We start from the raw sequence: 12,945 nt of genomic DNA on the forward strand, positions 1-12,945 counted from the left end.
GGCCGGCGTACCTCCGGCGCGGGCCGGTCAGCGGAAGACGCCGGTGTGCCCGAGCGAGTAGCGGCCGGGCTGCGGGTAGACCGCCAGTCCGTGCGGACCGCTGCCGACCGGGATCCGGGCGAGCTGCTTGCCGCTGGTGGTGTCGATCGCGTACACCTCCTCGTCGTAACGCCCCGAGAGCCAGAGGACCTTGCCGTCAGAAGAGACGCCGCCCATGTCGGGGCTGCCGCCGTCCGGCAGCTCCCACTTCTTCGTCAGCTCGTTGCGTGTGAAGTCGAAGACGGACACGGAGCCCTCGCCCCGGTTGGAGATGTACATCTCGCGGGAGTTCCGGCTCACGTAGAGGCCGTGGGTGCCCTTGCCGGTGGGGAGCAGCTTCGGGGTGGAGAACTTCTTCCCGTCCAGCACCCACACCCCGTCGGCCATCATGTCCGCGATGTAGAACGTGCCGCCGTCCGGTGAGATCTTCACGTCCTGCGGCATGGCCCCCTCGAAGGGCAGCTTCTGCTCGCCGATGACCTTCATCTTCGCGGTGTCGACCTTGAGGAGTTCGCCGGAGAACTCGCAGGACACGATGAAGTACCGGCCGTCGGCGGAGAAGTCCGCGTGGTTGACGCCCGCGCAGGTGACCGGCTCGGTCTTGAGGATCTTCATGGTGTGCGGGTCGCGGAAGACCAGTTCCCGGTCGAGGGAGGCCATGACGACCGCGTACTTGCCGTCGGGCGTGAAGTACAGGTTGTACGGGTCGTGCACCTCGACCGGCTCGCCCGCCTTGCCGGTGGCCGGGTCGATCGGGGTGAGGGTGTGGCCCCGGTTGTTGTTGACCCAGAGGGTCTTGAGGTCCCAGGACGGCACGACGTGCTGCGGTTGCCGGCCGACCGGGATCGTCTCGATGACCTCGTACGTGGCCGGGTCGATGACCGAGACGGTGTCGGAGTTGGTGTTGGGCACGTACACCCGGGAGGGGAAGCCCTTGACGACGGGCGAGAGCATGCCGGGGCGGTCGGCGGCGTAGATGTCCTTGGGATCCTGTACGGGCGGCATGCCCGGCAGACCGGCGGGCACGGACCGCGCGGGGACGGCGGGGCGGGCGGCCTTGGTGACGGCCGCCTCCGTACGGGCGGGGGCGCCGGAGTCGCCGCACCCGGCGAGCAGGGCGGTGAGAGCGAGGGCGGCGGCAGCGGTCGCGAGCCGGGCGGTGGGGCGCGGGGCGCGGCGGGCGGTGGGGGGCATCAGGTCAGCAGCTCCGTGGTCGTCACCGCGCGCAGGCCGCGGCGTTCCAGTGCGTCGAGGAGGGCGGGCAGGGCGGCCACCGTGTCCGCGTAGCCGAAGTGCAGGCTCACCACGGAGCCCTCGCGGATCTCTTCGGTGACGGTACGGACGACGGCGGCGGCGCCCGGCGAGGTGAAGTCGAGGGAGTCGACGTCGTACGAGAGGGTGTGCGGGTAGCCGGCCCGTCGGGCCAGCCGCTGGACGAGCGGGGTGGCGTGCTGGGTGCGGGAGGGCCGGAACCAGGTGCCGATGGAGCCGGTGAGCCGGTGCAGCCGCTGGGCGCAGCCGGTGATCTCCGCGTACGCCGCCGCCTCGTCCATGTCGGAGATGTCGGTGTGGTGCAGCGTGTGGTTGCCGAGGTCGTGGCCGCCGTCGAGGATCCGGCGGGCGAGGGCGGGCTGTTCGTCGAGCCAGGTGCCGACGGCGAGGACGGTGACCCGGGCTCCGGCGCGTTCCGCCTCAGCGAGCAGGGCGGTGGCGGTGGCGGGGTCGCCCTGGCCGTGGAAGGTGAGGGCGACCCGGGCGCGGTCGCGTGGGCCGTGCTCGATCTCGGCGGGCCGGCCGGGGAAGCGCCGGGGCGCGGGGGCGGTACGGGTGGCGGGCCGCACCGAACCGGACCGGGCGCCGGGACCGGTCCCGGACGGATGTGCGGGTTGCTGTACAGAAGGGGGTGCTGTGTCGGAACAGCCGGTGGCGAGGGCGCCCGTGACGGCAGCGCCGGCTGCTGCGCGCAGTGCACTGCGGCGGTCGATCGGGATCACGACCCCATTTAAGGGGGAAAGAGGGTGAAAGGTGGCGATTGACCCGCTGCGGGGCCTTGCGCGGGTCGCCGGGCCCTGCCCCGGGGGGCGGGTGACGAGGGCTGCCCGGCGACCGCGGGGCCTGCCCGGCGGTTACGGGGCGGACCGCGCGCCGCTACGGAGCCTGACGGTCCGCCACGCGCATCTCGAACCAGGTGGTCTTGCCGCGCGGCAGCAGGTCCACGCCCCACCGGTCGGAGAGCCGGTCGACCAGGAAGAGTCCGCGCCCGCTGATGTCCAGGTCACGCACCGGCATCAGGCACGGCAGTCCGCGCGAGGGGTCGCGCACCTCGATCCTGATCCAGCCGCGGCGGCGCAGCATCCGTAACCCGAAGACGCGGGCACCGGTGTGGCGTACGGCGTTGCCGACGAGTTCGGAGACGAGGAGTACGGCGTACTCGGCGGTCTGCGGCGAGAGCTGCCACTGCCGGAGCACCACGCTGTGGGTGATCCGGCGGGCGGCGGCGGCGGATTCGGGCCGGGAGGGCAACCGCACCTCCGCCTCCGTCGGGTTGCCGAACAATTCCAGCGCTTTGAGCGCCTGTTCGTCGTCGACGGACGGTATCCACCGCTCGGCGGCGGCGTTTCCGCGCTGCCGCGGCTGCTCCGTACCTTCCAGGCCCGCCATGTCCCCCATCATGGCCGCACAGCGCCCTCCTCGTGGGCGTTCCAGTGTATTGAAACCCCCGGAACGAAGCATTCCGGGGGGCGTGATCGGCATATGCCCTTGGCAGAAATTGAGCTTGTGTACCTCTCCTGACCTGCGATGACGAGAACCGATTGAAAGATCACCAAATGTGATCACGAAGACTGCCTTAAGGCTGTCTTAAGGTCGCCGCAAGGGATGCACAGGGTTGACGTAACGGCCACGCATGTCCAACAGGGCGGTTCTCAGAGGAACTTCGCCTTGCCCGGACCGTCCTCCACGAAGGAGCGCATCCCGCGCTCGCGGTCCTCGGTGGCGAACAGGCCCGCGAACCAGGTGCGTTCGACGGCCAGTCCGCTCTCCAGGTCCGTTTCGAGCCCGGTGTCGACCGACTCCTTCGCCGCGCGCAGCGCGAGCGCGGGCCCCTGCGCGAGCTTCGCGGCCCAGGCGTGCGCCTGTTCGTACACCTCGGCCGCCGGGACGACCCGGTCGACCAGGCCGATCCTCAGCGCCTCGTCGGCCCGCACCTGACGGCCGGTGAAGATCAGGTCCTTGGCGCGGGACGGGCCGATCAGCCGCGCGAGCCGCTGGGTGCCGCCCGCGCCCGGGATCAGCCCGAGCAGGATCTCGGGCTGGCCGAGCTTGGCGTTCTCCCCCGCGATCCGGTAGTCCGCGCAGAGCGCCAGCTCGCAGCCGCCGCCCAGCGCGTACCCGGTGACGGCCGCGACGACGGGCTTGGGGATCCTGGCGACGGCCGTGAACGACTCCTGGAGCGCCCGGGAGCGTACGACCATCGCCGCGTGGTCCATCTCCCGCATCTCCTTGATGTCGGCGCCGGCCGCGAAGACCTTCTCGCCGCCGTAAAGGATCACGGAGCGCACGTCGTCCCGGGCGCCGGCCTCCACCGCCAGCTCGCGCAGCCGGTCCTGGAGGGAGACGTCGAGTGCGTTCATCGGCGGGCGGTCGAGCCGGATCGTACCGACGCCGCCGGAGACCTCAAGATTCACGAATGCCATGCGGAAGAGGTTAACCGGCGCTCACGGCAACGGGCCCGGTCGCGCACCGCACGGGTGCGCGACCGGGCCCGGGGCCGTGGCGGCCGGGAGCTACGCGGTCCACTCCGACCAGGACATGTTCCAGCCGTTGAGGCCGTTGTCCGGGGCGATCTGCTTGTCCTTCGAGTTCTTCACGATGACCACGTCGCCGATGAGGGAGGCGTTGTACATCCACGCCGACGGGGTGCCGTTGTTCCCGCCGCCCCGCAGGTCCCGCAGGCCGACACAGCCGTGGCTGACGTTCGCCGAGCCGAAGGTGCCCGCGGAGGCCCAGTAGTTGCCGTGCATGAAGGTGCCGGAGGTGGACAGGCGCATCGCGTGCGGCACGTCCTTGATGTCGTACTCGCCGCCGAAGCCGACCGTGGCGCCGTTCATCCGGGTCACCGCGTACTTCTCGCTGATGACCATCTGACCGTTGTACGTGGTGGTCGACGGGGCGCCCGCGGTGATCGGGATGGTCTTGATCAGCTTGCCGTCCCGGACGACCTTCATGGTCTTGGCGCTCGCGTCGACGGTCGAGACCTGGCTGCGGCCGATGGTGAACGACACGGTCTTGGCCTGCTTGCCGTAGACCCCGGGCCGGCCCTCGACGCCGTCCAGGTTCAGCTTCACGGTCACCTTCGTGCCCGGCGCCCAGTACTTCTCGGGGCGGAAGTCGAGGCGGTCGTTGCCGAACCAGTGGCCCTCGACGGGGACGGACGGCTCGGCCGTCACCGTGATGGCCTTCTCCACGGCCTCGGGGTCGGTGATGCCCCGCGTGAAGTTGACCGAGACCGGCATGCCGACGCCGACCGTGGCACCGTCCTCGGGCGTGTAGGTGCCGATGAAGGTGTTCTCCGGTACGAGCGTGGTGAACGTGGTGTCCTTCGCGGACGCGCGCCCGTCGTCGTCCTTGGCGATCGCGTGCACCTTGTAGCGGGTGCCGGACGCGAGGTGCTGGAGCGGCTCCCAGGCGGTGCCGCCGGCCGAGAGCTTCCCCTCGACCGGGTCGCCCTTGTCGTCCCGGACGGTGACGGTGGTCAGCTTGCCCTTGGCCGCGGAGACCTTGAGCGCCCCCATGGTGCCCACGGCCTTGGCGCCGTCCTTGGGTTCGATCGTCACCACCGCGACGGAGGCGGCGTTCTTCACCTCCGCCGCGCCCTTTCCGCCGTTCTTCCCGTCGTCGCCGGCACCAGAGCCCCCGCCGCACGCCGTCACCACCAGGAGCAGGGCTCCCAGCAGCAGGGCGAGCAGCCCCGTACTCCCGCGTCCGCGACCGCGACCGGACGCGGTCGATGTGGCCGATATCGGCAGTTCGTTCACCATGGTCGTCTCCCCTCGCACGGCCTGGCCCCGCCACGGCCCGCACCCCCGCGCGTCGAGTGCACGCGCATGCCGATAGATAATCACACGGCGAGCGGGACATAGATCTCTCTTATGTCACCATTCCGTCCCAACGGGCGGGGACGGCGCAGGTCATGGCGGTGGTACGGGGCGGAACCGGCAGGTGTACGGGGGCCGCGGACGGACGCGCGAGGGGCGGCGGAGGGCGTACGGAGGGGGTGACGGGGCTCGCGGCGGGGCGTGGTGAAGGTGTGGTCCGGTGCGACGGGGCCCGTCGGGGTCAGCGGACGGCCGAGCCCGCTCTCCACTTGTTCCACTCCATGTTCCAGCCACCGAGGCCGTTGTCAGGAGCGACCGTACGGTCACGGGAGTTGACCACCTCCACCACATCGCCGACCAGGGTCCGTTCGAAGAACCAGCCGGCCGGGGAGTCGGGGTCGCCGCCCTTGGTGTCGCGCAGTCCCACGCACCCGTGGCTGACGTTCTCGGAGCCGAACGTGTCGGCGGTCTCCCAGTAGTTGCCGTGCAGGAACGTGCCCGTGGTGGTCAGCCTGATCGCGTGCGGAACGTCCTTGATGTCGTACTCGGCTCCGAACCCGACCGATCCGCCGTTCATACGGGTCACGTCGTGCAACTCCGTGACCACCATCTTCCCGTTGTAGGTGGGGTTCTTGGCGTCGCCCGCGGTGACCGGCAGCGTCGACAGCGGCTCGCCGTCGCGCCGTACCTCCATGGTGTGGTCCTCCGCGTCGACCAGGGAGACCTGTGAGCGGCCCACGGTGAAGCCGACGGTCTTGTGCCGCATGCCGAACACCCCGGGCGCCGCCTGGACGTCCCGCAGCGCCAGCTCGACGGTGACCTCGGTGCCCGGCTGCCAGTACTCCCGCGGGCGGAAGTCGATCCGCTCCTTGCCGAACCAGTGGCCCGCCACCTCCACCGGCGGGTCCGAGGTGATCCTGATGGCGCGCTGGACGGCGGCGCGGTCCTGGACCTCCCGGTTGAAGTCGACGGAGATGATCATGCCGGTGCCGACGGTGGCGCGATTCTCCGGCGAGAAGTAGGCGGTGAACCGGTCCTCGGGCACCGCCGTGGTGAAGGTGGTGTGGCGGGCCGAGCGGTGCCCGGCGCCGTCCACGGCGACCGCGTCCACGCGGTACTTGGCCGCGAGCGCGACGACCGCGCCGGCGCTCGGGGTCCAGGTACGGCCGTCCGCGGAGAGCCGCCCCGGCAGTTCGGCCGGCCGGGCATCCTCCACCTGGGTCACCTTCACCCGTTCGAGCCGGCCGTCCGGGACGCCCACCGCGATCCGGTCCGTCCGCCCGACCCCCTTCGCGCCGTCCGCGGGGGTGACGGTGATGGTGTCGGCGGGGGTCCCCGCCTTGCTCTCCAGAAGGGCGGCCGGGCCGCCGGCGCACCCGGTCAGACCTGCCAACCCGGTCAGCGCGGCGATCAGTGCCGCCCGCGTCAGCAGGGCCGCCCCATGGACCCCTGCCCGCTTTGTCATGTTTCTCATGACCGCCCAACGACCACCCCCCTCCCGGGGAAACGTGAGGGCGGGGCCTCTTGGGGGCAGAACAGGAGGAGGACCACCGCGAGGAGCAGCCCACGGCCGGGACGCCGTGCGCGCCGGGGAGCGGGGCCCATGAGCCGCGGGAGGCCGGGCAGTGGCGAGCGCAGCCGAGCAGGAGACAGTCGACCAGGAACACGCCACAGGACATGCCGCGGAGGAGGAACCGCCGCCCGGCGCTCCCGCGCCCGTCGTCAGGCCGGGCGCCGCGACCCCCCTCGGGGCTCGCTACCGGGTGGCCGCCGACGGTGTGGCGGGCACCAACTTCGCGCTGTGGGCGGGCGGCGCCGAGGCGGTCGAGGTCTGTCTGTACGACGACCGCGGCACCGAGACCCGGCTGCCGCTGACCGAGCTGACCCATGAGATCTGGCACGGCTTCGTGCCCGGCGTACACCCCGGGCAGCGGTACGGATTCCGCGTCCACGGCCGCTGGGATCCCTGGACGGGGGCCCGCTGGAACCCGGCGAAGCTGCTGCTCGACCCGTACGCGCGCGCCGTCGACGGGGAGTTCGCGCTGCCCCCGGAGGTCTACGGGCATGTACGGGACTGGCCGCAGCCGCAGGTCGCCGACACCGTGCGCGACGACCGCGACTCCGCCCCCTTCGTCCCCAAGGGGGTCGTCGTCCACGACGGCGCGCCCGACGACGGCTGGACGGACGACCGGCGGCCCAAGACGCCCCTGGCCGACTCCGTCATCTACGAGCTGCACGTACGGGGCTTCACCAAGCTCCATCCGGGGATCCCGGAGAAGCTGCGCGGCACGTACGCGGGCCTCGCGCACCCGGCGGCGATCGGCCATCTCCGGCGTCTGGGGGTGACCGCGGTCGAGCTGCTGCCCGTCCACCAGTTCGCGCACGAGGACCACCTGCTGCGGCGCGGACAGCGCAACTACTGGGGCTACAACTCCATCGGCTACTTCGCCCCGCACGCCGGGTACGCGGCCACCGGCACGCGCGGCCAGCAGGTCGAGGAGTTCAAGGAGATGGTGCGCACGCTCCACGCGGCGGGGATAGAGGTCATCCTCGACGTGGTCTACAACCACACGGCGGAGGCCGGCGAGCGCGGCCCCACGCTCTCCCTGCGCGGCATCGACAACCGCGGCTACTACCGGCTGCCCGCCGACGCCCGCCGGTACACCGACTACACGGGCTGCGGCAACACCCTGCATGTGGTTCAGCCGCAGGTGCTGCGGCTCATCACCGACTCGCTGCGCTACTGGGTGACGGAGATGGGCGTGGACGGCTTCCGCTTCGACCTTGCGGCGGCCCTGGCCCGTTCCATGCACGACGTGGACATGCTCTCGCCGTTCCTCGCGGTGATCGCGCAGGACCCGGTGCTGCGCCGGGTGAAGCTGATCGCCGAACCGTGGGACGTGGGCAGCGGCGGCTACCAGGTCGGGGCGTTCCCGCCGCTGTGGACGGAGTGGAACGACCGCTACCGCGACGCCGTACGGGACTTCTGGCGCGGCGCCCTGCCCGACGTACGGGACCTCGGCTACCGGCTCTCCGGCTCCAGCGACCTGTACGCGTGGGGCGGCCGGCGGCCGTACGCCTCCGTCAACTTCATCACCGCGCACGACGGCTTCACGCTGCGCGACCTGGTGTCGTACGAGCGTAAGCACAACGAGGCGAACGGCGAGGGCAACCGGGACGGGACCGACGACAACCGCTCCTGGAACTGCGGGGCCGAGGGAGCGAGCGACGACCCCGCCGTCAACGCCCTGCGGTGGCGCCAGCTCCGGAATCTGCTGACCACGCTGCTGGTGTCGACGGGCGTGCCGATGCTGGTCGCGGGCGACGAGATGGGCCGTACGCAGGGCGGCAACAACAACGCGTACTGCCAGGACAGCGAGGTGAGCTGGGTCGACTGGTCGCTGCTCGACGAGGAGCCCCGTACCAGCGCTGCCGGCACGGACGGCGGGGACGGCGGGGACGGCACGGAAAACGGCCCGCTGGGGCTGCACCGGCTGACGGTCCGGCTGCTCGCCCTGCGCCGCGCCCACCCCGTGCTGCGCCGTCGCGCCTTCTTCTCCGGCCGCCGCCAGGCCCCGGACGGGCTGCGGGACCTGGCGTGGTTCACCCCGTACGGCGCGGAGATGACGGAGGCGGACTGGTACGCCCCGGCGTCGGCCCTCGGGCTCTTCCTCTCGGGACGCGACATCCCCGGGCGGGACGAGCGCGGCGAGAAGATCACCGACGACAGCTTCCTGACGGTTCTGCACGCGGGCGCGCGACCGGTGGACTTCACGCTGCCAGGACCGCCCTGGGCGGGCGTGTACGAGCTGGTGGTGGACACCGCGCGGACGGACCAGCGGGCGGCGCCGGGCACGGCGCACAAGGGGGGCGCGGTGGTACGGGTCCCGGCGCGGGCGGTGCTGCTGTTCCGGGTGGTCGCGTGACCGGAGGGCCGACTACGGGCCGGCGCTCCGTCAGCCGAGAATGCCCCGGTCGTAGCCGACCGCGACCGCCGCCGCGCGGTCCTTCACGCCCAGCTTGGCGTAGAGGTGGGTGAGATGGGTCTTCACCGTCGCCTCACTGATGAACAGTTCCGCGGCGATCCGGCGGTTCGACGTACCCCTGGCGACCCAGCCCAGTACCTCGCGCTCGCGGGCCGACAGGGGTTCGTCCCCGGCGGCCGGGTTCCTCACGTGGGAGACGAGGCGGGAGGCGACGGCGGGCGAGAGGACCGTACGGCCGTCGGCGGCGGCCCGTACCGCCGTGAACAGCTCCTCGCGCGGCGCGTCCTTGAGCAGGTAGCCCGTCGCGCCCGCCTCGATCGCGGGGAGCGTGTCGGAGTCCGTGTCGTACGTGGTGAGGACGAGGACCCTGGCGCGGGCACCCCCACGGGTGAGTTCGGCGATCGCGTCGACGCCTCCGCCGCCCGGCATCCGCAGGTCCATCAGGACGACGTCGGGGTCGAGGCGGAGGGCGAGGGCGACGCCCTCGACACCGTTCGCGGCCTCGCCGAGCACCCGGAAGCCGGGCGCGGACTCGAACATGCCGCGCAGACCGTCCCGTACGACCGGATGGTCGTCGACGACGATCAGGGTGATGATCCTGTCCGGTGCACCGGTCCCGCCGGTCCTGTCAGCCATGGCGTACCAACGGTACGCGAGCCGAGACCGCCGTCCCCTCCCCCACCGCCGACTCGATGGTGACCGTGCCCGCGAGGCGTTCCGCCCTGGTGCGCATCCCGGGCAGGCCGAAGCCACCCGTACCGGAGCGCGGGGGCGGCGTGAGCGCGTCGAAGCCGCGGCCGTCGTCCCGTATGTCGAGGCTGATCTCGTCGCCCATGTAGGAGAGCGTGACGCCCACGCGGCGCGCCTGCGCGTGCCGGGCGGTGTTGGCCAGGGCTTCCTGGGCGATACGGAGCAGGGTCGCCGCGACCTCGTCGTGCAGCGGCTCCTCCGTACCCGTGACGGTGAACCCGGCCCGCAGCCCGGAGCGTTCGGCCCAGGTGGCGACCGTCTTCCTGAGCGCCTTGGGGAGCGTGTCGTGCTCCAGCTCGGCCGGGCCGAGGTTCTGTACGGATCTGCGCGCCTGGCCGAGGCTGTGCCGGGCGAGGTCGGCGGCGCGCTCCAGATGGAGGCGGGCGAGCGCGTGGTCGGGGGTGGCGGTGACCACCTGGAGCTGGGTGATGATCCCGGCCAGGCCCTGCGCGATGGTGTCGTGGATCTCGGCGGCGAGCCGGCGGCGCTCGTCGGCGACACCGGCTTCCCTGGCCTGGACGAGCAACTGGGCCTGGAGGGCGGCGTTCTCCGCGAGGGCCTGTTCCAGCCGGGCGTTGGTGCGCTCCAGCTCGGCGATGGTGGCGGCCTTCTCCCGTACGCTCTCGGCCTCACGGGTCGCGAGATGGCCGAAGATGAAGACAAGGGAGCAGTGCAGCAGGAAGAGCGCCCCGAGGACGAACGCCTGGAGCGGGGACGTCGGGGGCAGCCCGCCCGACTGCGAGCCCGCCATGGTGACGGCGGTGACGAACATGCCGGTGCGGGCGTACCGCCGGGGCAGCAGCCGGTCGACGTCGAAATAGCCGAGGATGGCGTAGATCGAGTAGAAGGGGTGCAGCCAGGTGAGCGCGAACGCGAGGGCCGTACGGGCCACGTAGTACGCCCGGGACAGCCGGGACCGCGCGGGCACCCGGCCACGGGTCCGGTGCCACCACAGTTGGAGCGCGAAGGCCGCGAGCAGCAGCGCGGCGCTGGGGACGGGCGCGCGGTGGCTGTCGACGAGGGCCGAGATGCCGGTGGAGAGGGCGAGCGTGGCGTACGGGCCCCAGCGGAAGAACTGCTCCCAGCGCTCCTCCACGGAGACGGACGCAGGCGCGGACACGGACGCAGGCGCGGACCCGGGCGCGGACGCGGACCCGGGCGCGGACGCGGTGGTCGGGGTCGTCGCGGTGGTCGGGGTGCCGGGCATCCCCCCAGTGTGCCCGCGCGCCGCCGCGGTGGCCGCTCTCACCTGGACACCCCGCCGTTCACTCCCACCGGAACCAGCGGGCCGCCCCGGCCGTCAGCACGAGGGCCCACAGCGCCGTCACCCCGAGATGGCCCCAGCCCGGCCAGTCGCCGCGCATCGCCTGGTCGAGCGCCTGGGAAGCGGCGCCGAAGGGGGTGAGTTCGACGAGGTGGCGCAGGGTGCCCGGCATGGTCTGCACGGGCATCCAGACCCCCGCCGTGAACATCGCGGGGAAGAAGGCGGCGGAGCCGACGGCCCCGGCGATCTTCTGCGTACGGGAGACCGCCGACACCACCGCGCCCAGCGCGAGGGCGCTCACCGTGGCGAGGACCAGGGCCAGCGCGTAACCGGCGAGCTGGCCCGGCGGCTTGACACCGAAGGCGGTTCTGCCCACGACGATCACCAGGACGGCGGAGCAGAGCGCCGCGGCCCCGTGCAGCACGATCTGGGCGCCGAGCAGGGAAGCGGGCCGTACGGGGGTCGCCGACATCCGGCGCAGGATGCCGCGTTCGCGGTAGCCGGTGAGGACGGGCGGCATGGCCTGGAGCCCGGACATGATCATGGCGAGCAGAACGCCGACAGGCACGTAGAGGTCGATGACGCGTCGGCCGCCGAGCTCGTCCGAGGTCTCGCGGAAGGAGGGGATCAGCCCGAGGATCGTCGTCAGGACGGTCGGGAAGAGGACGACCCAGAAGAGGCTTCCGGGCTCGCGGAGGAAGAGCCGGGCCTCGGCCCTGACGACAGCGGCAGGGGCGGAACGGGACGGGGGCACGGGACCCGGGGCGGCGGGACGCGGGGCGGCGGGACGCGGGGCGGCGGGGTCGGTGGCAGGGGCGGGCATCGGCTCAGGCCTTCTTTCCGGCGGGGCTCGCGGGAGCGGGGGCGGTGGTGTCCGCCGTCCGCGTGAGGTCGAGGAACGCGTCGTCCAGGGTCGCCTCGGTGACCCGGAGCTGGTGCGCGGTGACGCGGTGCCGGGCGAGCAGGGTGATCACGGCGTTGACGGTGTCGTCCGTCCCGTTGATCACCACGCGGTCGCCCCGTGTGTCGACGGAGACCGCCTGCGGCAGCGCGGCCAGTTCGGTGTCGTCGAGCGGCGCGGAGGGGGTGAAGGAGATGACGGTGGCGGCGGCCGAGCGGCCGATCAGCCCGGACGGGGTGTCGAGCGCGGCGATCCGGCCGTGGTCGATCACGGCGATACGGTCGCAGAGACGCTGGGCCTCCTCCATGAAATGGGTGACCAGCAGCACGGTCACGCCGGAGGCCCGTACCTCCTCGATCAGGCTCCAGGTGTCGCGGCGGGCACGCGGGTCGAGTCCGGTGGTCAGCTCGTCGAGGACGACTACGCGCGGGTTGCCGATCAGCGCGAGCGCGATGAACAGCCGCTGCTTCTGGCCGCCGGAGAGCTTCGCGAACCGGGTCGTCAGCCGGCCGGTGAGGCCGAGCCGTTCGGCCAGGGGCCGCCAGTCGGCCGGCTCCGGGTAGAAGGCCGCGTACAGTTCCAGGGCCTCCCGTACGGTCAGTTTGGCCTGGAGCTCGCTCTCCTGGAGCTGTGCGCCGAGGATCCGGGTCACGCGGTCGTGGTCGGTGACCGGGTCGAGCCCGGCGACCCGCACCGTACCGGCGTCCGGGACCCGAAGCCCCTCGACGCATTCGACGGTGGTCGTCTTGCCGGCGCCGTTGGGTCCGAGGATCCCGAAGATCTCCCCCTCGTCCACGGTGAAGGAGACGCCGTCCACCACCGTTCGGCCGCCGTACGCCTTACGCAGGCCGTTCACTTCGATGATCGCCATGCGTACGAGGGTTCCGTGCGACGGGGACGGGCGACATC

11 protein-coding genes are annotated in these 12,945 nt (G+C 72.1%); 1 reads left to right on the plus strand and 10 read right to left on the minus strand.

All coding sequences use genetic code 11. The features are described 5' to 3' along the window. Window positions 1-27 precede the first annotated feature (27 nt). The 6 genes from ACIQ7D_RS11225 to ACIQ7D_RS11250 form a co-directional block, all read right to left on the minus strand. Window positions 28-1,233, minus strand: coding sequence for a hypothetical protein (locus tag ACIQ7D_RS11225; protein WP_403936167.1), 1,206 nt, complete (start codon window positions 1,231-1,233; stop codon window positions 28-30). Then, window positions 1,233-2,033, minus strand: a complete 801-nt coding sequence (locus ACIQ7D_RS11230) for a polysaccharide deacetylase family protein (protein WP_403936168.1) — start codon at window positions 2,031-2,033, stop codon at window positions 1,233-1,235. The genes ACIQ7D_RS11225 and ACIQ7D_RS11230 overlap by 1 nt, the downstream gene beginning before the upstream one ends. Window positions 2,034-2,187: 154 nt before the next feature. After that, on the minus strand, window positions 2,188-2,712 hold the full coding sequence (locus tag ACIQ7D_RS11235; protein ID WP_403936170.1) for an ATP-binding protein: 525 nt from the start codon (window positions 2,710-2,712) through the stop codon (window positions 2,188-2,190). 251 nt (window positions 2,713-2,963) lie between these two features. Beyond that, window positions 2,964-3,734 carry an enoyl-CoA hydratase/isomerase family protein gene (locus tag ACIQ7D_RS11240; protein WP_403936172.1) on the minus strand — a complete coding sequence of 257 codons (771 nt, stop codon included), beginning with the start codon at window positions 3,732-3,734 and terminating at the stop codon, window positions 2,964-2,966. Window positions 3,735-3,824: 90 nt separating this feature from the next. Beyond that, window positions 3,825-5,075, minus strand: coding sequence for an Ig-like domain-containing protein (locus ACIQ7D_RS11245; RefSeq protein ID WP_403936945.1), 1,251 nt, complete (start codon window positions 5,073-5,075; stop codon window positions 3,825-3,827). Window positions 5,076-5,376: 301 nt separating this feature from the next. Beyond that, entirely contained in the window at window positions 5,377-6,609 is a 1,233-nt protein-coding gene (locus ACIQ7D_RS11250) for an Ig-like domain-containing protein (protein WP_403936174.1), read from the minus strand. Window positions 6,610-6,760: 151 nt separating this feature from the next. Between ACIQ7D_RS11250 and glgX the strand changes: the two genes are divergently transcribed. Continuing rightward, entirely contained in the window at window positions 6,761-9,061 is a 2,301-nt protein-coding gene (glgX, locus tag ACIQ7D_RS11255; RefSeq protein WP_403936176.1) for a glycogen debranching protein GlgX, read from the plus strand. Window positions 9,062-9,091: 30 nt separating this feature from the next. On the opposite strand, the gene ACIQ7D_RS11260 is transcribed toward glgX, so the two are convergent. The 4 genes from ACIQ7D_RS11260 to ACIQ7D_RS11275 are packed head-to-tail and all read right to left on the minus strand — an operon-like array spanning window position 9,092 to window position 12,907. Then, a complete protein-coding gene (locus ACIQ7D_RS11260) occupies window positions 9,092-9,757 on the minus strand; it encodes a response regulator (protein WP_403936178.1) in 666 nt (221 codons plus the stop codon). Beyond that, window positions 9,750-11,078: a sensor histidine kinase gene (locus tag ACIQ7D_RS11265; protein WP_403936180.1), complete on the minus strand. Its 1,329-nt coding sequence runs from the start codon at window positions 11,076-11,078 to the stop codon at window positions 9,750-9,752. Before ACIQ7D_RS11265 ends, ACIQ7D_RS11260 begins: the two co-directional genes overlap by 8 nt. A gap of 58 nt (window positions 11,079-11,136) precedes the next feature. Then, complete coding sequence (locus ACIQ7D_RS11270; protein ID WP_403936182.1) at window positions 11,137-11,958, minus strand: ABC transporter permease; 822 nt, start codon at window positions 11,956-11,958, stop codon at window positions 11,137-11,139. Between the two features lie 4 nt (window positions 11,959-11,962). After that, a complete protein-coding gene (locus ACIQ7D_RS11275; RefSeq protein ID WP_403936184.1) occupies window positions 11,963-12,907 on the minus strand; it encodes an ABC transporter ATP-binding protein in 945 nt (314 codons plus the stop codon). Window positions 12,908-12,945: the final 38 nt, after the last annotated feature.

It is taken from the genome of Streptomyces sp. NPDC096310 (assembly GCF_044763125.1).
Taxonomy (GTDB): domain Bacteria; phylum Actinomycetota; class Actinomycetes; order Streptomycetales; family Streptomycetaceae; genus Streptomyces.

Coding starts and splice junctions, on each gene's coding strand:
- ACIQ7D_RS11225 (WP_403936167.1), bottom strand. CDS start 1,233: ATGCCCCCCACCGCCCGCCGCGCCCCGCGCCCCACCGCCCGGCTCGCG.
- ACIQ7D_RS11235 (WP_403936170.1), bottom strand. CDS start 2,712: ATGATGGGGGACATGGCGGGCCTGGAAGGTACGGAGCAGCCGCGGCAG.
- ACIQ7D_RS11240 (WP_403936172.1), bottom strand. CDS start 3,734: ATGGCATTCGTGAATCTTGAGGTCTCCGGCGGCGTCGGTACGATCCGG.
- ACIQ7D_RS11250 (WP_403936174.1), bottom strand. CDS start 6,609: ATGAGAAACATGACAAAGCGGGCAGGGGTCCATGGGGCGGCCCTGCTG.
- ACIQ7D_RS11260 (WP_403936178.1), bottom strand. CDS start 9,757: ATGGCTGACAGGACCGGCGGGACCGGTGCACCGGACAGGATCATCACC.
- ACIQ7D_RS11265 (WP_403936180.1), bottom strand. CDS start 11,078: ATGCCCGGCACCCCGACCACCGCGACGACCCCGACCACCGCGTCCGCG.
- ACIQ7D_RS11270 (WP_403936182.1), bottom strand. CDS start 11,958: ATGCCCGCCCCTGCCACCGACCCCGCCGCCCCGCGTCCCGCCGCCCCG.
- ACIQ7D_RS11275 (WP_403936184.1), bottom strand. CDS start 12,907: ATGGCGATCATCGAAGTGAACGGCCTGCGTAAGGCGTACGGCGGCCGA.